Here is a 22,892-nt window from a genome sequence, read left to right on the forward strand (position 1 = left end):
GGTACGGCGGCAAGATGACATGTCGGGGAGCCACGCAACCCAGGTAAGGTCGCTCTCGACGGGTACGGCCGCCGGCGGCGCTCCGCGCGTCGACGACACGGCCGGTTCCTTCACGAGGCAGAGCGGGAAGCCACATGCCCAGCAGTTCGGGTCCATCGATCGGCACGATCACCGAGGGAGGACGGGTGACCCAGGTCGGCGAGGGTCAGGAGGCGGAGGAGAGCGCTCCGCCGGTCATGACCTTCGGTGCTCCCACGGTCGGTGAGATCCTTGCCGAACGGTACGAACTGGTCGAGCACATCAACAACGACAGCGCCGGTCGCCAGGTCTGGCGCGGGATCGACGTCATCCTGCGCCGCCCCGTCGCGGTGGTGCTGCGTCATCCGGGCGGCGCGTCGGCCACCGAGATGCTCCAGGCCGCGGTCGCCGCCAGCCGGGTCATCCACCCCAACCTGGTCGGCGTCTACGACGCCATCGACGAGGCCGAACGGGCGTACGTGGTACGCGAGTGGGTGGACGGGCGGTCCCTGCGGGAGCTGACCGCCGACGGCCCGCTGGACCCGGCCCGCGCCACCACCGTCGGGCACGCCGTCGCCAGCGCCCTCGCCGCCGTGCACGCCACCGGCATGGTGCACGGCAACGTGCACCCCGGCACCGTGATGATCAGCGACGACGGCCGGGTGGTGCTCGCCGACGCGCGCACCGACGGCGCGGACAGCCAGGAGAACGACCTGCGGGCGGTCGGCGGCGTCCTCTACTTCGCCCTCACCGGTCACTGGCCGCACGGCGAGGCCCCGCTGCACGGTGCCACCGCCGGCCACGGCCGGGCCGCCATCCCGGACGCCACGCGCGACGCCAACGGCGGGCTCGCCGCACCCCGGCAGGTCCGCGCCGGCGTTCCCGCGTACCTCGACGACCTGACCATGGACCTGCTCGACCGGCAGATCGCGCCGCCCTCGTCGGACGTGCTCGCCGCCGAGCTGGGCCGCCTCGAGGTGCCCGCCGACGAGCAGTACCTCGACCAGGCCGGGCCGCTGCGGTTCACCGCCGACGGCGACGACGAGCGGACCCCGCTGTCGCCGACCGGTGGACGCAAGGTGATCTTCGGCATCGCCGGGCTGCTCGCCGTCGCCCTCGTCGGGCTCCTGGTGGGGATCGGCACGCTGTGGAGCGGCGGGGACGACAGTCCCACCGGGCAGGCCAGCGATCCCACCCCTCCGGCCGCCACCGACGACGCGCCCACCCCGGCCCCGGCCGCCGTCCGCACCCTGAAGCTCGGTGCCGACCAGGTCCGGGTGATCGATCCGGACAGCAAGTCCCGGGACGAGTTCGGCGGCATCGAGAAGGTCGTGGACGGCAACCAGGACGAAGCCTGGCAGACCGACAGCTACTACAACGCCAACTTCAGCAACCTGAAGCAGGGCATGGGCATCCTGATCGACCTCAAGCAGCCGCAGACGGTGAAGTCGGTCGAGGCGTCGCTGTCCAGCCGGGGCGCGACCGCCCAGCTCTTCACCGGAACGACCACCGCCGAGTCCACCTCGTCCGGCGACAAGGCGCTGGTGGCCGCGTACAAGACCAAGCCGGTCGGGCCGGCGTTGCAGCAGCACGGTGCGAAGATGGTCTTCGACGGCTTCGAGGCCACCCAGCAGTACCGGTACCTGCTGTTCTGGGTTACCGAGTTGCCGGAGATCGAGCCGGGCCGGTTCAAGCTGATCGTCGAGGAGATCACGGTCCAGGTGCAGTGAACCGGCGGCGGCGACCCTCCGGCCATCCCGCACACCGGGTGTGGCGATGACCGGGCGTGGCGCGGAGACGGGCGGCGGGCCGGTCGGCCCGCCGACGGTGCTGCCCGCCGACTCCGGTCCACTGGCCGGCACGTCCGACGCCGACCTGCTCCGGGCACACGTCGCCGGTGACCGGGACGCCTTCGCCGAGCTGTTCCACCGGCACCGGGACCGCCTCTGGGCGGTGGCGGTACGCACCATCGGGGACCGGGAGGAAGCCGCCGACGCCCTCCAGGACGCGCTGCTCTCCGCACACCGCGCGGCGGCCCGCTTCCGGGGCGACTCGGCGGTCACCACCTGGCTGCACCGGATCGTGGTCAACGCCTGCCTGGACCGGATCCGTCGTCGTCAGGCCCATCCCACCGTCCCGCTGCCGGACGGCAACCGGTCGGACGACACGGGTGCCACCGGTGGCGTCGAGCCGGCCGCCCCGGCCCCGGACCACGACACCGCGCTGGTGGTCCGGCAGGCCCTCGCGCAGTTGCCGACCGAGCAGCGGGCCGCGCTGGTGCTGGTCGACGTACAGGGCTATCCGGTTGCCGAGGTGGCCCGGATCCTCGACGTGGCCGAGGGCACGGTGAAGAGTCGCTGCGCCCGGGGCCGCGCCCGGCTGGCCGTACTTCTCGGGCACCTGCGGACCGGCTCGGTGCCGGCGGGCGAGACCGCCGGGCGGGCCACCGACCACGTCGGCAGGCGTCCCGGGGCCGACCGGAACGTGCCGGGCGTCACCGACGGGAACCCACGACCTCCCGAAGGCGTCGGATCAGGGCCGGGGCGATCCCGGCAGCGCGCCGACCAGAGGGAGGACTCGTGACCGCGGGGCGGTTCCGGGAGGTCGACCTCGACCTGCTCGCCGACTACGTCGGCGGCGCGTTGGCGGGTACCCCGGACGAGGCCACGGTCGCCCGGCTGGTGGCGGACGACGACGCCTGGGGCGGGGCGTACGCCGAACTGGCCCCTGCGGTCGCGCTGGTCCGCGCCGACCTGGCCGGGTGGGCCGAGCCGGCCGAGGCGATGCCGGCGACGGTGGCCGACCGGCTCTCCGCCGCGCTCGCCGGGGCCGGGCCGGCGGCCACGCCGGTCGTGCCCGCCCAACCGGTCGGTGAGCCGGGCCGCCCGCTCGCCGTGGTCGGCACCGCCGCCGACGCCACCGGGCATCCGGGCGGCGCCGGCCGGGCCCGGCGTCGTCGCTGGTCCCGGCGGGCCGGTCCGGTGCTGGTCGCTGCGGCGGCGGTGGCCGCGGCCGGATTCGGGGTGACGCAGTTCGTCACCGCCCAGAACGACGGACTCACCGCCGGCAGCGCCGCCCAGGAGGACGCCGGCGCCGCCGGTGGCTACCGGCTCGTCACCGATCCCACCAACAGCGGTACCCGCTACACCCCGGAGAGCCTGGCCAGCGCGGTCTCGGCGCCCGGCGTGCTACGGGAGAGCGCCGCCCCGCAGGCACCGACCGGCGCCGACGACGGCCCCCGCCGTCCCGCCCCCGCCGTCGACCTGAGCCGGCTGGCCGACCCGGCGGCCCTCGACACCTGCCTAGGCGCGGTCAGTGCCGCCCACGGGGCCACCCCGATCACCGTGGACCGGCTCGAGTACGCGTCCTTCCAGAACGAACCGGCCCTGGTCGTCGGCCTGGTGGACGCCGCCGGGGAACGCTGGATCGTGGTGACCGGCCCGGAGTGCGGGGTACCCGGATCCGGCGCAGACACCCGCTACCGCACGCGGGTAGGGTGAGGTTCGCGTCACCGGAAGTCTGGCCGTCCACGTGACGTCACCCACCGGATGACCGGCTCGGGAATCCCTGCTTCGTACGATGACGTTCTGCATGTCAGTTGCCGGCGACGTGAGGCGTCGGTACACGGATCGACATCGGTGCGCGCGCCGGTGACGAACACACACACTCGGGAGACGGCAGTGGACGAGGTCCGCAACCTGATCATCATCGGCTCCGGGCCGGCCGGTTACACGGCGGCGGTCTACGCGGCGCGCGCCAACCTGAAGCCCCTGGTCATCGAGGGCGTCCAGTCCGGTGGCGCGCTGATGACCACCACCGAGGTGGAGAACTTCCCCGGTTTCGCCGACGGCATTCTCGGTCCCGAACTGATGGACAACATGCGCAAGCAGGCCGAGCGGTTCGGCGCGGAGTTCCTCACCGACGACGTGACCCGGGTCGAGCTGAACGACACCGGCACCCCGGGTTCCGGCGCGGTCAGCCGGGTCTGGGTCGGCGAGACCGAGTACCAGGCCCGCGCGGTCATCCTCACCACCGGTTCGGCGTGGCGTCCGCTGGGTGTGCCCGGCGAGCAGGAGTACCTCGGCCACGGCGTGTCGTCCTGCGCCACCTGTGACGGCTTCTTCTTCCGCAACCAGCACATCGTGGTGGTCGGCGGTGGCGACTCCGCGATGGAGGAGGCGAGCTTCCTCACCCGGTTCGCCGACTCGGTCACCATCGTCCACCGGCGCGACTCGTTCCGGGCCAGCAAGATCATGGCGGAGCGGGCGCTGAGCAACGACAAGATCAAGGTCGAGTGGAACAGCGTCGTCGAGGAGATCCTCGGCGCCGACAACAAGGTCACCGGGGTACGGCTGCGCAACGTGCACACCGGCGAGGCCAAGGTGCTCGACGTCACCGGCGTGTTCATCGCGATCGGCCACGACCCGCGCAGCGAACTGTTCCGCGGCCAGGTCGACCTGGACGACGAGGGCTACGTCAAGGTCGACGCCCCGGGCACCCGGACCAACATCCCGGGCGTGTTCGCCGCCGGTGACCTGGTCGACCACACCTACCGGCAGGCGATCACCGCCGCCGGCACCGGCTGCGCCGCCGCGCTCGACGCCGAGCGGTTCATCGCCACCCTGAGCTAGGAAACCTGCAAACAGCCCGGAGGAGGGTCATAGTGGGAACAACGACGGCGGTCACCGACGCCAACTTCGCCACCGACGTACTGAAGTCCGACAAGCCGGTACTGGTGGACTTCTGGGCCGAGTGGTGCGTGCCGTGCCGCAAGGTGGCACCGCTGCTGGAGGAGATCGCCAACGAGATGGGCGACCAGGTCCGGATCGTCAAGCTCAACATCGACGAGAACCCGGAGACCGCCCGCGCCTACCGGGTGATGTCCGTGCCGACCCTCACCGTCTTCAAGGACGGCGAGCCGGTGCAGTCCATCGCCGGGGCCAAGCCCAAGGGCGAGCTGGTGAAGCTGATCCAGGCCGCGCTCTGACCCGCTGACCCGACCGACGTCAGCCGCGGAACCCCCGTACCCCGAACCTGGGGTGCGGGGGTTCCGCGCGTGGGCGGCCGACGCTTCCGGCAACCGGGAACGCGGCGTCACCGGCCACGGTACGCTCCGTAAGCGTCCTCGCCGAGGAGCGCCCCTGCGTACGACAGTGGTGGGTGGCCCGGTGTCAGCAGCCGCAGAGGGGGTCGTCGTGCGTCCGATCCGCCCCGGTGACCGGGGACCCGCCGTGCGGGAGATCCGCCGGGTCCTCACCGACCTCGACCTGCTCGCCCCGGCCGAGGGTCGGCTCGCGGACGCGTTCGACGCCGCCACCGAACGGGCCGTCCGGGCCTTCCAGCAGTCCCGGGGGCTGAGCGTGGACGGCCGGGTGGGCGCGGAGACCTGGCGGGCCCTCGACGCGGCCCGCTGGCGGCTCGGTGCCCGCACCCTCTACCACGCCGTACCGGAACCGATCACCGGCGAGGACGTCCGGTCGTTGCAGGAACGTCTCCTGGAGATGGGGTACGACGCCGGCCGTGCCGACGCCATCTACGGCGCGCGGACCGCCCGGGCGCTCGCCCAGTTCCAACGGGAGGTGGGGCTGACCCCGGACGGCTCCTGCGGCCCGCACACGCTGGACGCGTTGCGCCGGCTCGGCCGGAAGGTGGTCGGTGGCCGCCCGCAGTGGCTGCGCGAGTCCGACGCGATCCGGCAGTCCGGCCCGGCCCTGGTCGGCCGGACCGTGGTGATCGACCCGGGCCACGGGGGTGCCGACCCGGGGGTGGTGGTTCGCGACGGGCCGCTGCGCTGGACCGAGGCGGACCTGGTGCACGACCTGGCCAGCCGGCTGGAAGGGCGACTGGCCGCAGCCGGGGTACGGGTGCAGCTCACCCGCGGGCCGTCGTCGCCGGCCTCCTGCCTGCCGGACGCCGACCGGGCCGGGCTGGCGAACTCGCTCGGCGCCGACGTGTTCATCTCCCTGCACACCGACGAGCACCGGAACCCGGCCGCCGAGGGGGTGGCGACGTACCACTACGGCACCGACAACGGCGTCACCTCGGCCACCGGGGAACGCCTCGCCGGGCTGGTGCAGCGCGAGATCGTGGCCCGGACCGGGCTGCGGGACTGCCGTACCCACGCCAAGGCGTGGGACCTGCTGCGGCTCACCCGGATGCCGGCGGTACGCGTCGAGGTCGGCTACCTCACCTCGCCGCAGGACCGTGGCCGGCTGGTCGACCCCCGGTTCCGGGACCGGGTGGTCGAGGCGATCGTGGCCGCCGTACAACGGATGTTCTTCCCGATCGAGCAGGACGTGCCGACCGGCTCGATCGACGTCAGCGAGCTACGGGCCGTGGTGGCCGCCGGCCGGGCCACGGAGTGAGCCTCCCCGGTGCACGGGTGACTGACCGGCCCCGCGTGGTCGGTCGGGCAACCGGCCGGGGCAGCGGACGGCGCGGTTGTCAGTCGGCCGGGCGGCAGCGGACCGCGCGGTTGTCGGTCGGCCGGGGTGGTGGACCGGGTGGGTGGCGCGGTGTCAGCCGGCGGGGGTGGTGGACCGGGTGGCCGGCCGGACCGGACGCAACAGGGTCTCCGGGCTCATCGACCCGAGCAGCTTCTCCAGCGCGTACTCGACGTCCGACTTCCAGGACAGCGCGGTCCGCAGCTCCAGCCGCAGCCTGGGGTAGCGCGGGTGCGGGCGGACCGTCTTGAAGCCGACCGAGAGGAAGTAGTCGGCCGGCGCGACGCATCCACCGGTCGTCAGGTCGTCGATGTCACCGAACTTGGCGTCGCCGAACGCCTCGATCGCCTTGATCCCGCGTTTCGTCAGGTCCCGGGCGACCCCCTGCACCAGCATCCGCCCCAGCCCGCCCCCGGCGAAGGAGGGAACCACGTGCGCCGTCATCAGCAGCGCGGCATCGGCCGAGACCGGCGAGGTCGGGAAGGCCATCGAGCGGGGTACGTAGGCCGGCGGCGCGAACATCACGAACCCGGCGGGCATCCCGTCGACGTAGACGAGCTTGCCGCAGGAACCCCACTCCAGCAGGGTCTGCGAGACCCACGCCTCCTTCTCCAGACCCGGGTTCCCGGCGGCACAGGCCCGGTCGGCGGAGACCGGATCCAGCTCCCAGAAGACGCACTGCCGGCACGGACGGGGCAGGTCTTCCAGGGTGTCGAGGGTCAGGCTGACCAGACGTCGCGACATTGACGCATCCCCACAATAGGCTCGGAGGTGACGACACCGCGGATCATGCCGCCGCGTTCTCCCCCGACGAGCGATCGTACGCCGCAACCCGCCGCTGTGGGAGGGGACGCGCGAACAACCGCCCGACCGGAAGGGCCCGGCCGACCGGCGGTACACCGGCGGACCTGCCGGTCTGCCCCGGTCCGGGATGTGGACGGATTCTCACGTGTCCGCCACGACACGCCCGGCAGGGACTACGATCGACCGACCGGCCCAATGCGTCACCGACCGACGCACCGGACTCCAGCGGCGCAGCCGACCGGGTGCCCCGGAGCTGGGCGGGAGCCAACCGACAGCCGATGAGGTGATGTCATGACCGGCACGACGCTCGACGACTACACCGACCGGTACGCCCGGCGGGTACGCGGCATGACCGCGTCGGAGATCCGCGCACTCTTCGCGGTCGCCAGTCGTCCCGAGGTGGTCTCGCTGGCCGGCGGCGCACCCTACATCGCCGCGCTGCCGCTCGACGCGGTGGGCGAGATGCTCGGACGGCTCGGCTCCGAGCACGGGGCCACCACCCTCCAGTACGGCATCGGTCAGGGCCTGCCCGAGCTGCGCGAGCGGATCTGCGAGGTGATGGCCCTCTCCGGCATCGACGCCTCCTGCGGGGCCTCCCCGGAGGACGTGGTGGTGACCGTCGGCGGTCAGCAGGCGCTCGACCTGGTCGCCCGGCTCTTCCTCGACCCCGGGGACGTGGTGCTCGCCGAGGGGCCGACCTACGTCGGCGCGCTCGGGGTCTTCCAGGCGGCCCAGGCGCAGGTCGTGCACGTGCCGATGGACGAGGACGGGCTGATCCCGGAGGCGCTGGAGGCCGCCGTGGCGGACTGCGCCCGCGCCGGCCGGCGGGTCAAGTTCCTCTACACCATCCCCACTTACCAGAACCCGGCCGGCGTGACGCTGAGCGAGGAACGGCGCGAGCGGGTGCTCGACATCTGCGAGCGTGCCGGGCTCCTGGTGATCGAGGACGACCCGTACGGGCGGCTGGGGTTCGAGTCGGAAGCCCCCAAGCCGCTGCGGGCCCGCCGCCGGGAGGGCGTGTTCTACCTGAGCACCTTCTCCAAGACCTTCGCCCCCGGGCTGCGGGTGGGCTGGATCCTCGCCCCGCACGCCGTCCGCGACAAGCTGGTCATCGCCAGCGAGGCGCAGATCCTCTGCCCCAGCGGGTACGCCCAGGCGGCCGTGTCGACGTACCTCGGCACCATGCCGTGGCGGCAGCAGCTCAAGGTCTACCAGGAGGTCTACCGGGAACGGCGGGACGCCCTGCTGGACGCGCTGGCCGACCTGATGCCGGAGGGCACCACCTGGACCCGGCCGAAGGGCGGGCTGTTCGTCTGGGCGACCCTGCCCGAGGGGCTCGACTCCAAGGCGATGGTGCCGCGCGCCATCGCCGCCCGGGTGGCGTACGTGCCGGGCACCGGCTTCTACGCCGACGGCACCGGTGGCGGCCACATGCGGCTCAACTTCTCCTTCCCGTCCCCGGAGCGGATCCGGGAGGGCGTCCGGCGACTGGCGGGCGTGATGGAGCAGGAGATCGCCATGCGGCGGGTCTTCGGTCAGGTCAGCCGGCCGGGCCGGCGGGGGCAGGCCGGCGCGGACGCGCCGGGACCCGACTTGGCATGATCTCCGGCATGGCTGTCACCTCCGCCGACCACTCCGGCTCCACCAGCGGTTCGTCCCCCGACACCGGGGAACTGCGTGTCCTCGTCCTCGCCGGCGGGCTGTCGTACGAACGCGACGTCTCGCTGAAGTCGGGCCGCCGGGTACTCGACGCGCTCCGCGCCGCAGGCGTGGACGCCGACCTGCGGGACGCCGACATCGCCCTGCTCCCCGCCCTGGCCGCCGACCCGCCGGACGCGGTGGTGATCGCCCTGCACGGCGCCACCGGCGAGGACGGCTCGCTGCGCGGTGTGCTCGACCTGTGCGGCGTGCCGTACGTCGGTTGCGACGCCCGCTCGGCCCGGCTCGCCTGGGACAAGCCCTCCGCCAAGACGGTGCTCCGCGAGGCCGGCATCCCCACCCCGGACTGGGTGGCCCTGCCGCACGACCGGTTCTCCGAGCTGGGTGCGGTGGCGGTGCTGGAACGGATCGTCGACCGGCTCGGGTTGCCGGTGATGGTGAAGCCGGCGCAGGGCGGTTCCGGTCTGGGTGCCGCCGTGGTCCGGGACGCCGCCGCACTGCCCGCCGCCATGGTCGGCTGCTTCGCGTACGACTCGACCGCGCTGGTCGAGCGGTACGTGCCGGGCATGGACGTGGCGGTCTCCGTGGTCGACCTCGGCGACGGGCCGCGCGCCCTGCCGGCGGTGGAGATCGTGCCGCGCAACGGGGTCTACGACTACGCCGCCCGCTACACCGCCGGACGGACCACCTGGCACGCTCCGGCCCGGTTGACAGGCGAGGCGGCCGCCCGGGTGGCCGACGTGGCCCTGGCCGCGCACGACGCGCTCGGGCTGCGGGACCTGTCCCGGGTCGACCTGATCGTCGACGAGGCCGGTCAGCCGCATGTGCTGGAGGTCAACGTCTCGCCGGGCATGACCGAGACGTCGCTGCTGCCGCTGGCCGTACAGGCCGCCGGGCTGGACTTCGGGCGGCTGCTCGAGTCGCTGGTGCACCGGGCCGCCGTCCGGCCCGCCTGACCCGCCGCTCCGTCACCTCCTCCACCGGGCCGTCCCGTCGCACCCGCGTCGGGACGGCCCGGTGTCAATCTTCGCCCGTACCCACTCCGGGTCAGCCCGGTGTCTTACTTGGCCGCGCCTACTCGGGGTCAGCCCGGTGTCTTCCCTGACCGTGCCTACCCGAGGACGGGGGGACCAAGCCGGCCGTGGGCGGGATCAGCCGGCCGTGCGGCGGGATCAGCCGGCCTTCTCCCCGTCGACGCCCGGTGTCGTCTCGACCGGGTCCGGGTCGGTGCGGGGCGCGGGAATCCGCCCGACCGGGTCGTCCGTCTCCTCGGCCGCCTCGATCACCGATCCGGCATCACCCTCCGCAGAAGACTCCTCCCACGAGGTGTGCGTGCTGAAGCTCGCCGGGGCCTGCCACTGGATCCGGGACGGCTCGGCCAGTGGCCGCCCGCCGAACTCACCGAGCCAGGCGGCGACGAGGGCCAGATTCTCCCGCCACTGCTCGTCGGAGATGGGCGGCAGGATCGAGTCCCACAGGGAGAGGAACGTTCCCCGTAGCTGTAGCCGGCCGTACGGACGGGCCAGGAACCACAGGTGCAGGTGGGAGGAGCCGTCTCCCCAACGGCTGACGTGCACCCGGGCCACCCCGTCCAGGGACCGGATCGCCCGTTCCAGCCGTACCGTCATGACGCCCAGTTCGGCGGCGAGCAGGTTCGGCAGGTCGCCCAGGTCGAGATGCGAGCGGGACTCGAGAATCAACACCATCGGCAGGCCCGTCGGGCGGTCCATGGCCCGCACCCGCCAGCGTTCACCCACCCAGATGTACGCCTCGTCCGGCGCGACGCAGGCCGTGCACTCCCGGTCCCCCTCGCCCTTCCGGGGAGGCTCGACCGCGACCGGGTCGTCGAGTTGCTTGACGCGAAGCTCCCCTTCGAAGGGGAAGGAAGGCCACTGGGTGAAGTCCGGGACGGGGGGTGGGGTGTCGGGCACGACGCTGACCCTAACCGAGTCCGGCACCCGCTGTCCCTACCCGAATGCGTGGTCTCCCGGGTACTCGTCGTCAGGCCGACCCGACTCCCCGGGGCGGTGCGTCGACCGGGCCGGAGGCAAGCGGAACGGGCTGCCCGGTCGGTTCGGTCGGCGGCCGGCAACTCCCGATGAGGCGGCCGTCACACACCTTCATCCACAGGCTCACACCCGGTTCCACGCGCTGTTTCACGTGAAACGGGATGCCCTGTGGATAACTCCTGTGGATAACTTGGGCCCGTTTCGGCGTCCCAGGTTGTCTGCCGCGACTTCGCCCGGCCCTCCGGCACGAGCGTTCCGACTGAGCCGTTTCACGTGAAACTGGGGCCCGCCGGAGAGTCCTCCTGGGCGACGGAAGCGGGGCGGTACGTCCGGCCGTACAGCGATCAACCGCCTCGCTGGATCGACCCGCGTGGCGGGGCCGCGCTCCCGGTGCCGGAAGCCGTCCTGGTTGGCCGCCGTGGACCACGGATGCTGATCCGAGCCGGGGTCACACCTATGGGCGGACGATGGTGAGAGGTGCATCGCCGAGGCGACCGTCCCACGCGATCTCGGCACAGCGACGCCCGGCCCCGGCCGGCTCGGAGACCCGGCTGCTCTGCGGCCTGGTCGAGACGCCACCGCGGCGGGTCGGCGGAGGTCAGCCAGCAGGCGGCGACGTGCCATGAGTCTGTGCCCGCTTCCCATGCTGCCGGTCGCGCCCGGCCCCGTGCTCCCGACCGCGCCTTGCCCGACGGGCGACGGGCGACGGGCGACGGGCGACGGGCGACGGGCGACGGGCGACGGGCGACGGGCGACGGGCGACGGGCGACGGGCGACGGGCGACGGGCGACGGGCGACGGGCGACGATACGGAAACGACCGCGACCCGGGTTGGTTGCGGGTGCGGTCGTGTCCGTTCAGATCGGGGGGCTACTCCTCGGGCTCTCCCGGTTCCTCCTGCCCGACGCCGATGATTCCGACGATCCTCTCCAGATCGTCCACCGTGGCGAACTCGATAGTGATCTTGCCCTTGCTCCGGCCGATGTCCACCTTCACCCGGGTGTCAAACCGGTCGGAGAGCCGGTCCGCCAGGTCGGTCAACGCGGGCGCGTGCGCCTTGGGCCGCCGGCGGGCGGCCGGGGTCTTCGTCTCACCGTCGCTGAGCGCCAGCGAGACGATCTCCTCCGTCGCCCGTACCGAGAGCCCTTCGGCCACGATCCGGAGCGCCAACTGCTCCTGGGCTTCGGACTCCTCCAGGCTCAGCAGGGCCCGGGCGTGCCCGGCCGAGAGCACCCCTGCCGCGACCCGACGCTGGACCTGCGGCGGCAGATTGAGAAGCCGGATGGTGTTGGAGATCTGTGGCCGGCTGCGGCCGATCCGCCGGGCGAGTTCCTCGTGGGTCGCGCCGAACTCCTCCAGGAGCTGCTGGTAGGCGGCAGCTTCTTCGAGCGGGTTCAGATTGGCCCGGTGGATGTTCTCCAGCAGCGCGTCCCGGAGCATGGCGTCGTCGCGGGTGTCCCGGACGATCGCCGGGATGTTCTCCCGGCCGACGGCCTGGGCGGCGCGCCACCGCCGCTCACCCATCACCAGCTCGTACTTCTCGTCGTCGAGCTGGCGGACCACGATGGGCTGGAGGAAGCCGACCTGCTCGATCGAGGTCTTCAGTTCCTCCAGCGCGTCCTCGTCGAAGACCTGCCGGGGCTGCTTCGGGTTCGGCACGATCGAGTCGACCGGTATCTCGGCGAACCGGGCTCCCGGTACCGGCGAGAGTTCAGGGCCGGTCGGCGCGGCGGGCTCGGCCCGGTCCGTCCCGACACCGGCCTGGACCCCCTCGACGCCGGCCGGGGTCGTCCCGGCGTCGGCCGCGTTCTCCTCGGCCCGGTCGCCGCTGGCCGAGGTTCCGCCGGTGGCGCCGAACCCGGTAGGGACGGCGACCGGGGCGGCCCGATCGGGCACCGGCGGAGCAGGGGTCGTGGTTTCCGGCGTCTCCACGGGGGCGGTGGGGATCAGCGCCCCCAGCCCTCGACCCAGTCCGCCACGCGGACGGTTCTTCATGCGACGCCTCCCAGCGACTTGTCCGCACTACGCATTCCGGCCCACCGGCTCCTTGACCCCCCGCTCGGCGATTTCCTGGGCGGCGGCGAAGTAACTGGTGGCCCCTCGTGATCCGGGATCGTAGGTCATCACGGACTGGCCGTAGCTCGGGGCCTCGGAGACCCGCACGTTCCGCGGGATGACCGCTTGGAGGACCTTGTTCCCGAAGTGGTTCCGGACGTCCTGCTCCACCGCGTCGGCGAGTCGGGTCCGCCGGTCGTACATGGTGAGCAGGATGGTGGAGACCTCGAGCGTCGGGTTGAGGTGCTTGCGAACCAGGTTGATGTTGTTGATGAGCTGGTTCAGCCCTTCCAGCGCGTAGTACTCGCACTGGATGGGGATGAGCACCTCCTGGGCAGCCACCAGGGCGTTCACCGTCAGCAGACCCAGCGACGGCGGGCAGTCGATGAAGACGTAGTCGAAGTGGCCGGGATAGGCGGCGATGGCCCGCTGGAGGCGGGACTCCCGGGCCACCACCGAGACCAGTTCGATCTCGGCACCGGCCAGGTCGATGGTGGCCGGTACGCACCACAGGTTCGGGATGCCCTCCACCCCCTGGGCGACCTCCTCCAGTGGAACGCTGTCGATCAGGCAGTCGTAGACGTCCGGCACCCCGGTGTGGTGCGGGACGTTGAGCCCGGTCGAAGCATTGCCCTGCGGGTCCAGGTCGACCACGAGGACCCGGTTGCCGTGCAGGGCGAGCGCCACCGCCAGGTTCACCGTGGTCGTGGTCTTCCCCACGCCGCCCTTCTGGTTCGCGACGCACATCACCCTGGTCTGTTCAGGGCGCGGCATGGTGACCTCGCCACTGGGATTCAGGATCTGCACGGCGCGCATAGCCTCCATAGCCAACGGTGGGTCATCCTCTTCGCGCGTCGGGGTTTCACGTGAAACGTACGCGTCGCCGACCGGCTCCCGTTCCGGGGAGTCGACCGACGACGTGAACGGGTCGGTGGTGTCAAAGGGCAGCCCGGAGACGGCCGCCGGGGCGGGTTGGGGCGGCACGATCCCCGGGCCGGGCACCTCCGCCACCGGACGTGTCGACTCGTGGTGGAGCACGTCGCCGGAGCGGTAGACCTGGGGCGGTCGTTGCCCGCCACCCTCCGGGTGCATCGGGGTGCGCGGGTCGACGGTGGACAGCTCGCCCCCGTACGTGGACAGGCCGGTCGGGGGACGGCCGGGATCAGCGGGTCGGCCGCCCTCCACCGACCAGCGGTCCCGGTCGGTTTCACGTGAAACGGGGGACGTCGTGGCGGGCTCTGCCCGTCCGGTCACCCCGGGATCGTCGTACCTGCCGTCGTCATGCACCTGTCATCCCTGCCCGCTTCGGATGGTCGGTCCGCACACCGTCGCTGCCGTACCCGCGTACCGCTCCACGAAGCGTACGGCCCGGCGGGGAGGACCGGGACCCGGTGACGCGGGCCGCCGTCCGTCCCACCCTATCGACGCGCGGCCAGCCTACGGGGGATGGGCGGAGAAGGTCCATGCCGAAGATCTCAGCCGTCGACGGGCTTGCACAGGTTCAACGACTCAACGCCCGACCGGAAGCCGGCGGGGCTGGACGTCCTCGGATCTCCCGCCCCGCCGGCCCATTGCCGGGAGTCGAGAATCTCCCGGGGAAGCCCCGCCCCCACTGGCCCGCTCCGGGCTCATCGTCCTCGGGAGCGCCCACCCCGTCGGGCCGCCCTCGGCTGCTTGCGTACCGGTCCGACGATCCGCTCCCGGACGACTTCGACCACTGTGGTGGGCGGATCGATCACCCCCGCGCCACACAGCCGCACCACCGGTGCGGCACCGCCGAGCCGGGCCACCTCGGCGGCATGCTCGGTGATCTCGTCCGCCGCCGAGGAGCCCTTCAACGCCAGCAGTCGTCCACCTCGGACGGTCAGCGGCAGGCACCAGCCGGCCAACCGGTCCAGGGGTGCCACCGCCCGGGCGGTCACCACGTCGGCGCTGAGCGGACCGAGCCCGCCGGTACCGGCCGCCGCCTCCTCGGCCCGACCCCGGAACACCCGGACCATCCTGGTGAGCCCGAGTCCCTCCACCGCCTCGATCAGGAACGAGGTACGGCGGGCGAGGGGCTCGACCAGGGTGACGGTCAGGTCCGGACGGGCGATTGCCAGCACCATCCCGGGCAGTCCGGCACCGGAGCCCACGTCGATCACGGAGGCGCCCTCGGGAATCCGCTCGGCGACCGCCGCGCAGTTGAGCAGGTGCCGGTCCCAGATCCGCGGGGCCTCCCGGGGGCCGATCAGGCCACGTACCACCCCGTCGGTGGCGAGGAGTTCCGCGTACGCGGCGGCGAGGTCCAGCCGGTCCCCGAAGAGGGTACGGGCCGCTGCCGCCAACTCCGGCGGCAGCGCCGCCTCCTGGGCCGGCAGACCGGGTTCGCCCCGGCCGGGTTCGCCCCGGCCGGGTTCGCCCCGGCCGGGTTCGCCCCGGACGGAGAGACCGGCACCCTCCTGGATGGCGAGGTCGGATCCGTCCCGGGCGGACAGACCGACCCCTTCCCGGGCCGGGAGGTCGCGCCCCTCTCGAGCAGGGAGGTCGGGCCCCTCCTGGCCGCCGGTTGTGCCCCGGGCGTCCGGACCGGGTGGCTGCGGGGCGGAAGGGGCGGCGGGGCCGGCGAGTCCGGCCGGGGCGGCGTCGGTCGACTGGTGGGTGACAGGCGACGGCCCGGGTGGCGTACCACCCGGGCCGAAAGCGCCAGCCGTGGCGTCGGAGGTCACCCGGTCAGTCCACCGGCCGGACGACGATACGGCGGTTCGGCTCCACGCCCTCGGACTCGCTCTCGACGCCCGCCATGGCGTTCACCACGTCGTGCACGCACTTGCGCTCGAACGCCGACATCGGCTCCAGTCGCACCGGCTCGCCGTACTCCTTGACCTTCTCCACCGCGTTCTTCGCGACGGCGGCCAGTTCCTTGCGACGGTTCGCCCGGTAGCCGCCCACGTCCAACAGCAGCCGGCTCGGGGTACCGGTCTGCCGGAAGACCGCCAGCCGGGCCAGTTCCTGGAGGGCTTCCAGCGTCGCGCCACGCTGCCCGACCAGGTTCTGCAGGCGGGCACCGACCACCTCGACGACCGGACGGCCACCCGACACCAGCTCGTCGATGTCACCGTCGTAGTCGAGGATGTCGAGCAGCCCCTCGATGTAGTCGGCGGCGATCTCGCTCTGCCGGAACAGGTCACCCTCGCCGGGGGTCTTCTTCTCCCGGGCCTCGGTCTCCTCGGCGCCGATCTTCACGTCCGCCCCGCTCGGGGCCGCGTCCTCCTCCGGGGACTGCTCGGCGCGGGGGATGCTGGTCTCGGTCACGGTTCATCTCCGTACTTCGTTCGGCCGGACCGTCGGGTCCGCTGGTTCCCCGGACCGGCGGGAGGTCTCGCCGGTGCCCCGGGCACGTCTGTACGGGCAGTGTCGCCCGTGACCGCGCCGTCGCGCGGGGAATCCGCTCCGCCGCCGCTGTCCGCCGCGCGGTACGGATCCGGCCGCCGCCGGGGGTGGCCCGGCGGCGGCCTGTGGATCGGGTCAGCCCTGCCGCTTGGCGGGCCGGTTCTTCTTCGGGTTGACCGGCTTCGCGCCCGGCTTGGGGCCGGCGACCTTGGGGGCGGCGGGCTTGGCCGGGGCCTGCGGGGCCGGCTTCTTCCGGCCGAGGAGGCCGGTCGACTTGGCCGGCTGCACCGGGTTCCGGGTCGCGCCGCCCGCCTTGGCGGTCACGCTCGGCGGCGGCGGGTACTTCCGGAGCACCCACTGCTGCTGGCCGAGGGTGAAGAGGTTGTTGGTGACCCAGTAGATGATCACGCCGATGGGGAAGATCGCGCCGGAGATCAGCAGGGACGCCGGGATGCCGTAGAGCATCAGCCGCTGGATCATGCGCTGCTGCGGATCCTCCGCCCAACCGGTCTTGAGGATCATCTGGCGGCTGGTCAGGTAGGTGGTGCCCATCATGACCAGGACCAGGATGCCGGCCATCACCTTGACGGTGGTGCCGTTCGCCCCGAGTCGGGCCAGCTCGTCCGCGGTGGAGCCGAACTTGCCGGCGATCGGGGCGGTGAAGAGCTTCGCGGCGGAGGCGCTCTCGAACTGGCCGACCGTCCAGCCGTAGAGGGTCTTGCCCGGGTTGGCCGGGTCGAGTCGGCGCAGCACGTGGAAGAGGCCGAGGAAGACGGGGATCTGGAGGAACATCGGAAGGCAGCCCATGAGCGGGTTGGCCTTTTCCTTCCGGTAGAGCTCCATCATCTCCTTCTGGAGCGTCTCCCGGTCACCCTTGTGCTTCTCCTGCAGCGCCTTCACCTGCGGCTGCAACGCCTGCATGGCCCGCTGGGACTTGATCTGCTTGACGAAGACCGGGAACAGGATCACCCGTACGGTGACCACCAGGAAGACGATGGCCAGGATCCAGGCCCAGTTCGTCCCGGCGAACGCGCCGTCCGGCACCCCGATGGCCTCCCAGGCCGAATGCCAGGCCAGCAGGATCCACGAAATCGCATAGTAGATCCAGTCGAGACTCAATTCTCAGGCTCCAGTCACGTCGGCACGGCGGCGGCCGCCCGGCTCCGGCACCGGGTCATATCCACCGGGGTGGAAGGGGTGGCAGCGCAGCAGCCGTCGAACCGTCAGGCCGGCTCCCCGTAGCGCGCCGTGCCGGACGACGGCCTCCAGGCCGTACGCGCTGCACGACGGGTAGAACCGACAGCGGGCCGGCAGTGCCGGGCTTATCCAACGACGGTACGCGATGATGGGTCCCACCAGCACCCGGGCACCGAGTGTCGAGGGCCGTGGGGTGGCGGATTCGTTGTTCATCGGGACCGCCGGCCCCGGGGCGCCCGGGCGGCGGCGATGGCCGCGTCGAGGTCCGCCCCGAGCCGGACGTACGCCGCCTCGGCCGCCGCAGGGAGCGCGCGTACCACCATCGTGCTGCCCGGGGGCAGCGTGTCGATCCGGTCCCGGACCAGGTGGCGCAGGCGGCGGCGGACCTTGTTGCGGACCACCGCCGGCCCGACGGCCTTGGACACGACGAAGCCGGCGCGGGTCGGCATGGAGGTCTCCTCCACACCGGCGTCCCGCGCCGGCTTCGGCGAAGGCGGTGCTGTCGCGTCGGGTGTCGGCAGGGTCAGGTGTACGACGACCGCGCCACGACCGGCGCGTCGCCCACCCCGGACCGCTGCGGCGAAGTCGTTGCTGCGCCGCAGTCGCTGTGCGGCCGTCAGCACGACTACCCACGTCCCCCGAGCGGACCCGTTCGGCCTCAGGCCGACAGGCGGGCGCGGCCCTTGGAACGGCGGGTCGAGATGATGGCGCGGCCGGCACGGGTACGCATGCGCAACCGGAAGCCGTGGGTCTTCGCGCGCCGGCGGTTGTTCGGCTGGTAGGTGCGCTTGCTCACGTCAGGCTCTCCGTTTTCCGTACGCCCCGCGCGGGGGATCGCCCGGGGTGTGTGGTGGTCCAGGCCACGCCGTGGTGGCCCCGATCGGCGCTGCCCTACGATGCGAGGGCCTCGGTGATGCGGGCACCACGATCGCGGACAGCAGGCACCCATCACCCTAGCAGAGGGCGACAGAGCAGCCGCTCCAGCCTACGCAGGGCGGCAATGACCGTCAAACCTCCCCGGCACGCCCCGAAACCGGCCCGCCGACGCAGCTCAGCCGGCGCGACGCGCCCGGGACCGAAGCGGCGGTTTTCGCTGATACCGACAAGGGCCGCGCCGCGTCACCGGTTGAAGCGGCGCGGACAACGCTGTTAGCGTGCGCGCTTGCGGTCCGCGTCGTGATCCGGCAAGCAGCGTCCGGTGTCGTCGACGGTCGTTGACAGGCAAGACCGGACAGGGCAGTGAATCGTTCGGCACGGTGAACCCGCTTCAGCACCCGTTCAGGCAGGGGGCAGGTCCCACCCGCATCCGGCGGGCGGCCACAATCGGTCGGTACACAGGCTGTGGATAACTTGTGGATGACGACCGGTCAGCCGTCCGGGCGGATGGTGTTCCAGCCGCTCGAACGCGGTGGCGGGCCCGGGACGGCCGACTGGAGAGACAGCGGCGGCCGGGAGCAGAGGCGAGGGGGTGGCACGACGGTGGCCGGAACGACCGACCTTGCCGCGGTGTGGACGGCGACGACGGACGAGCTCGCCGACGAGATCATCTCGGCGCAGCAGCGCGCCTACCTGAGGCTGACCCGGCTGCGCGCGATCGTGGAGGACACCGCGCTGCTCTCCGTGCCCGACGCCTTCACCCGGGACGTGATCGAGTCCCGGCTCCGGCCGGCCATCACCGAGGCGCTGACCCGCCGGCTCGGCCGGCCGATCCAGGTGGCGGTCACCGTCCGGGTCGCCGAGGACGGCGCGGGACGCGCGCTGGGCACCGTCTACCGCAGCGCGCCCGACTCGGAGACCCCCGAACTGCCCTTCGCCGGCTTCGACCCGGGCAGCGGCCACCCCGAGCCGGCCGCCCCGTTCCGCGACCATCCGCCGTCGTACCGCGATCACGAGGGTGCGGCCGCCGACCCCGGCCCGGACCCGGCGCGCCCCGACCCGGACGATCTCGCGCCGCGGTTGATCCCGACCAGCCGGGGCGGCCAGGAGACGCTGTTCCCCACCACCTTCGCCGAGCAGCTGCGGGGTGCGCCGGTCGACCGGCGGAGCTACGACGGCCGTCCCGACGTCGGTCCCGACGGGCCCCGCCCGTACGAGCAGCGGTACCGCGACGACGCCGGACCGGTCCGGGACCGGCTGCCCCGCGACGGCGGCACCGACAGCGGGCCGGGGCGGGGTGGCCCGGAACACCGGCCCGGCGGTCAGGGTGACCGGCGGTTGCCCGGCGGCGCGGAGAGCGGGGGCAACCGGCTCAACCCGAAGTACATGTTCGAGACGTTCGTCATCGGCTCCTCGAACCGGTTCGCGCACGCGGCGAGTGTGGCGGTGGCCGAGTCGCCGGCGAAGGCGTACAACCCGCTGTTCATCTACGGCAGCTCCGGGTTGGGCAAGACCCACCTGCTGCACGCCATCGGCCACTACGCGACGACGTTGGGCAACGCCCGCTCGGTCCGGTACGTCTCGACCGAGGAGTTCACCAACGACTTCATCAACTCGCTGCGGGACGACAAGACCAGCGCGTTCCAGCGTCGCTACCGGGACGTGGACATCCTCCTGATCGACGACATCCAGTTCCTGGAGAACCGGGAGCGCACCCAGGAGGAGTTCTTCCACACCTTCAACACGCTGCACAACGCCAACAAGCAGATCGTGATCACCTCGGACCGGTCGCCGAAGCAGCTCGCCACCCTGGAGGACCGGCTGCGGACCCGGTTCGAGTGGGGCCTGCTGGCCGACATCCAGCCGCCGGACCTGGAGACCCGGATCGCGATCCTGCAGAAGAAGGCCGCCCAGGAGCGGCTGTACGCCCCGCCGGACGTGCTGGAGTTCATCGCCTCCCGGGTGTCGAACTCGATCCGGGAGCTGGAGGGGGCGTTGATCCGGGTCACCGCGTTCGCCAGCCTGACCCGCTCGACGGTGGAACTGTCGCTGGCCGAGGAGGTGCTCCGGGACTTCATCCCGGACGGCGCCGGCCCGGAGATCACCGCCGACCAGATCATGGTCTCCACCGCCGACTACTTCGGGGTCAGCCTGGAGGACCTGCGCGGCCACTCCCGGTCGCGGGTGCTGGTCAACGCCCGGCAGGTCGCCATGTACCTGTGCCGGGAGCTGACCGACCTCTCGCTGCCCCGGATCGGCCAGGCGTTCGGCGGCCGGGACCACACCACGGTGATGCACGCCGACCGCAAGATCCGACAGCAGATGGCGGAGCGCCGCTCGCTCTACAACCAGATCGCCGAGCTGACCAACCGGATCAAGCAGACCTCCTGACCCGCCCCGTCCGCCGCCCGCGAGCGGCGGACCCGTACCCCGGCAGAACCCCTACCCCGACTGCGCCCGGCCCATCGACGGCCGGGCGCTTCGCTGTCTGCGGGGCTGTTCGGTCCCGTCGGGTCGGCCCGGTCGGTCCCGTCGGACCGGGCTGGGTCCCGTTGTCCACAGGTGGCCCGGGTCACTTCCGGGCCGGCCTGCCGGCCCCGTCGGGGCTGTTCCGTCGTCCACCGGCCCCGGACGCTTTCCACAGGGTGGCCGAGTTGTCCACAGCAAGTTATCCACAGTCGGTGGAAAACTACGGTGCGCCTCGGCCCGGTTACCCACAGGTTGTGGACAAGTCCTGGGGACGGGCTGTGGACGACTGTGGACGACTGTGGACAGCCGGACCGGTTGTCCACCGGTCGACCGCCTCCTGTGCATAGCCTGTTGAAGGTTCTGGGGACAACGCCGGTTCCGCCGGACCGGCCTGTCCACAGACCTGGGGAGAAAGTCGGTGGATAACCGGTGGATAACCGGTGGACGACGGTGGACAACTCGGCCGTCGCGGTGGCCTGTGGACGGCAAGCCGGGTTTTACCCCAGGTTCTCCACAGGTAACCCACCGGTGGATAAGCGCTCTGAGCTGCGAAAACGTGACTTCTCCACAGTTTGCACAGGTGCGACGAAGACGATGGGTTATCTCTTTGAAGAGAACAAAAACCAATCATCACCGTTGGACTTCCTGTGGATCGGGCCGTCGGCCTCCGACCCGAGTCGGCCGGCACCGGCCGATCCACGGGGTCGGGCGCACAGCCGATGCCCACGCGCCCTAAGGTGCGATGGGTACCCGCACGGTCGGGCGGGACGGTGGGCAGCGGTCGGCATGAGAGAGTTGTCGCTGACGTCGACGCGGAGGCATTGATGAAGTTCCGAGTGGAGCGCGACGCGCTCGCCGAGGCCGTGGCGTGGACCGCGAAGAGCCTCCCCAGCCGGCCCTCGGTGCCGGTGCTGGCCGGGGTGATGCTCCGGGTCACCGACGGCAACCTGCAGGTGTCCGGCTTCGACTACGAGGTCTCCAGCCAGGTCACCGTCGAGGTACAGGGTGACGCCGACGGTGCCGCGCTGGTCTCCGGCCGGCTGCTCGCCGAGATCACCAAGGCCCTGCCGGCCAAGCCGGTCGACATCGCGGCCGTCGGGGCGCACCTGGAGCTGGTCTGCGGCAGCGCCCGCTTCACCCTGCCCACCATGCCCGTGGAGGACTACCCCAGCCTGCCGGAGATGCCGGAGAGCGCCGGTACGGTCGACGCCGCCGCGTTCGCCGCCGCCGTCGCCCAGGTGGCCGTCGCCGCCGGCCGGGACGAGACGCTGCCGATGATGACCGGGGTCCGGCTGGAGCTGAACGGCGACACCCTCGCCATGCTCGCCACGGACCGGTACCGGCTCGCGTTGCGGGAGATGACCTGGCGACCGGACGACCCGGAGATCAGCCTCAACGCCCTGGTCCCGGCCCGGACGCTGCACGACACGGCCAAGGCCCTCGGCCCGCTCGGCGGCGAGGTGACCATGGCCCTGTCGCAGGGCACGGCCGGCGAGGGCATGATCGGCTTCTCCGGTGGTACCCGGCGGACCACCAGCCGGCTGCTCGACGGGGCGAACTACCCGCCGGTCCGGTCGCTCTTCCCGGCCAGCCACAACGCCGAGGCGCGGGTGTCGGTCGCCACCCTGATCGAGGTGGTCAAGCGGGTCGCGCTGGTCGCCGAGCGGACCACCCCGGTGCTGCTGAGCTTCAGCACCGACGGGCTGGTCGTCGAGGCCGGCGGCACCGAGGAGGCCCGGGCCAGCGAGGCCATGGACGCCACCTTCACCGGTGACGCGCTGACCATCGGCTTCAACCCGCAGTACCTGATCGACGGTCTGTCGAACCTGGGTGCGCAGACCGCCGTGCTCTCCTTCGTCGACGCGTTCAAGCCGGCGGTGATTTCCCCGGCTGGTGAGGATGGCGAGGTCATTCCCGGGTACCGGTACCTGATCATGCCGATCCGGGTCTCCCGCTGATCGCGAAACCCCCTCGATCCAGAACCACCGGAG

Annotated in this window: 19 protein-coding genes and 1 pseudogene; 10 read left to right on the plus strand and 10 right to left on the minus strand. The window is 72.2% G+C overall.

Going from position 1 to position 22,892, the window contains the following annotated elements; translation table 11 throughout:
* Positions 1 to 134 precede the first annotated feature (134 nt).
* From PVK37_RS06190 to PVK37_RS06215, 6 genes are all read left to right on the plus strand, one after another.
* On the plus strand, positions 135 to 1,748 hold the full coding sequence (locus PVK37_RS06190; protein WP_275032791.1) for a protein kinase family protein: 1,614 nt from the start codon (positions 135 to 137) through the stop codon (positions 1,746 to 1,748).
* Positions 1,749 to 1,794: 46 nt separating this feature from the next.
* Entirely contained in the window at positions 1,795 to 2,601 is an 807-nt protein-coding gene (sigM, locus tag PVK37_RS06195; RefSeq protein ID WP_275032792.1) for an RNA polymerase sigma factor SigM, read from the plus strand.
* Entirely contained in the window at positions 2,598 to 3,518 is a 921-nt protein-coding gene (locus PVK37_RS06200; protein WP_275032793.1) for a hypothetical protein, read from the plus strand. The genes sigM and PVK37_RS06200 overlap by 4 nt, the downstream gene beginning before the upstream one ends.
* A 180-nt stretch (positions 3,519 to 3,698) precedes the next feature.
* Complete coding sequence (trxB, locus tag PVK37_RS06205; RefSeq protein ID WP_275032794.1) at positions 3,699 to 4,649, plus strand: thioredoxin-disulfide reductase; 951 nt, start codon at positions 3,699 to 3,701, stop codon at positions 4,647 to 4,649.
* 32 nt (positions 4,650 to 4,681) lie between these two features.
* The gene (gene trxA, locus PVK37_RS06210; RefSeq protein WP_275032795.1) at positions 4,682 to 5,005 is read left to right on the plus strand and encodes a thioredoxin; all 324 of its coding nucleotides are present in this window, start codon (positions 4,682 to 4,684) and stop codon (positions 5,003 to 5,005) included.
* A 208-nt stretch (positions 5,006 to 5,213) separates the two neighbouring features.
* Positions 5,214 to 6,383: an N-acetylmuramoyl-L-alanine amidase gene (locus tag PVK37_RS06215; RefSeq protein WP_275032796.1), complete on the plus strand. Its 1,170-nt coding sequence runs from the start codon at positions 5,214 to 5,216 to the stop codon at positions 6,381 to 6,383.
* Positions 6,384 to 6,536: 153 nt separating this feature from the next.
* Here the strand turns inward: PVK37_RS06215 and PVK37_RS06220 are convergent, their stop codons facing one another.
* Positions 6,537 to 7,205 carry a GNAT family N-acetyltransferase gene (locus tag PVK37_RS06220; protein ID WP_275032797.1) on the minus strand — a complete coding sequence of 223 codons (669 nt, stop codon included), beginning with the start codon at positions 7,203 to 7,205 and terminating at the stop codon, positions 6,537 to 6,539.
* 351 nt (positions 7,206 to 7,556) lie between these two features.
* Here PVK37_RS06220 and PVK37_RS06225 point away from each other — a divergent pair, with 351 nt between their 5' ends.
* Positions 7,557 to 8,867 (plus strand): aminotransferase-like domain-containing protein, encoded by a 1,311-nt coding sequence (locus tag PVK37_RS06225; protein WP_275032798.1) that lies wholly within the window; start codon positions 7,557 to 7,559, stop codon positions 8,865 to 8,867.
* An 8-nt stretch (positions 8,868 to 8,875) separates the two neighbouring features.
* Positions 8,876 to 9,880: a D-alanine--D-alanine ligase family protein gene (locus tag PVK37_RS06230; protein WP_275032799.1), complete on the plus strand. Its 1,005-nt coding sequence runs from the start codon at positions 8,876 to 8,878 to the stop codon at positions 9,878 to 9,880.
* Between the two features lie 381 nt (positions 9,881 to 10,261).
* Here the strand turns inward: PVK37_RS06230 and PVK37_RS06235 are convergent.
* The 9 genes and pseudogenes from PVK37_RS06235 to rpmH all read right to left on the minus strand — a co-directional run.
* Positions 10,262 to 10,855, minus strand: a pseudogene (locus PVK37_RS06235) (hypothetical protein); the annotation flags it as partial.
* A 947-nt stretch (positions 10,856 to 11,802) separates the two neighbouring features.
* On the minus strand, positions 11,803 to 12,927 hold the full coding sequence (locus tag PVK37_RS06240) for a ParB/RepB/Spo0J family partition protein (RefSeq protein WP_275032801.1): 1,125 nt from the start codon (positions 12,925 to 12,927) through the stop codon (positions 11,803 to 11,805).
* Positions 12,928 to 12,954: 27 nt separating this feature from the next.
* Positions 12,955 to 14,274: a ParA family protein gene (locus PVK37_RS06245; RefSeq protein WP_275032802.1), complete on the minus strand. Its 1,320-nt coding sequence runs from the start codon at positions 14,272 to 14,274 to the stop codon at positions 12,955 to 12,957.
* Between the two features lie 341 nt (positions 14,275 to 14,615).
* Positions 14,616 to 15,347 carry a 16S rRNA (guanine(527)-N(7))-methyltransferase RsmG gene (gene rsmG, locus PVK37_RS06250; protein WP_275034981.1) on the minus strand — a complete coding sequence of 244 codons (732 nt, stop codon included), beginning with the start codon at positions 15,345 to 15,347 and terminating at the stop codon, positions 14,616 to 14,618.
* A gap of 352 nt (positions 15,348 to 15,699) precedes the next feature.
* A complete protein-coding gene (locus PVK37_RS06255) occupies positions 15,700 to 16,281 on the minus strand; it encodes a Jag family protein (RefSeq protein WP_275032803.1) in 582 nt (193 codons plus the stop codon).
* Positions 16,282 to 16,494: 213 nt separating this feature from the next.
* Positions 16,495 to 17,478, minus strand: a complete 984-nt coding sequence (gene yidC / locus PVK37_RS06260) for a membrane protein insertase YidC (RefSeq protein WP_275032804.1) — start codon at positions 17,476 to 17,478, stop codon at positions 16,495 to 16,497.
* Positions 17,479 to 17,481: 3 nt separating this feature from the next.
* The gene (yidD, locus tag PVK37_RS06265) at positions 17,482 to 17,769 is read right to left on the minus strand and encodes a membrane protein insertion efficiency factor YidD (protein WP_275032805.1); all 288 of its coding nucleotides are present in this window, start codon (positions 17,767 to 17,769) and stop codon (positions 17,482 to 17,484) included.
* Entirely contained in the window at positions 17,766 to 18,179 is a 414-nt protein-coding gene (rnpA, locus tag PVK37_RS06270) for a ribonuclease P protein component (RefSeq protein WP_275032806.1), read from the minus strand. The genes yidD and rnpA overlap by 4 nt, the downstream gene beginning before the upstream one ends.
* A 35-nt stretch (positions 18,180 to 18,214) precedes the next feature.
* Complete coding sequence (rpmH, locus tag PVK37_RS06275; protein ID WP_013289388.1) at positions 18,215 to 18,352, minus strand: 50S ribosomal protein L34; 138 nt, start codon at positions 18,350 to 18,352, stop codon at positions 18,215 to 18,217.
* 587 nt (positions 18,353 to 18,939) lie between these two features.
* On the opposite strand from rpmH, the gene dnaA reads away from it, so the two are divergent.
* Positions 18,940 to 20,823: a chromosomal replication initiator protein DnaA gene (gene dnaA, locus PVK37_RS06280; RefSeq protein WP_423791059.1), complete on the plus strand. Its 1,884-nt coding sequence runs from the start codon at positions 18,940 to 18,942 to the stop codon at positions 20,821 to 20,823.
* Positions 20,824 to 21,725: 902 nt separating this feature from the next.
* Positions 21,726 to 22,859, plus strand: coding sequence for a DNA polymerase III subunit beta (gene dnaN / locus PVK37_RS06285; RefSeq protein ID WP_275032808.1), 1,134 nt, complete (start codon positions 21,726 to 21,728; stop codon positions 22,857 to 22,859).
* The last annotated feature ends 33 nt before the right edge of the window (positions 22,860 to 22,892 follow it).

The organism is Micromonospora cathayae, from assembly GCF_028993575.1.
Taxonomy (GTDB): Bacteria; Actinomycetota; Actinomycetes; order Mycobacteriales; family Micromonosporaceae; genus Micromonospora; species Micromonospora cathayae.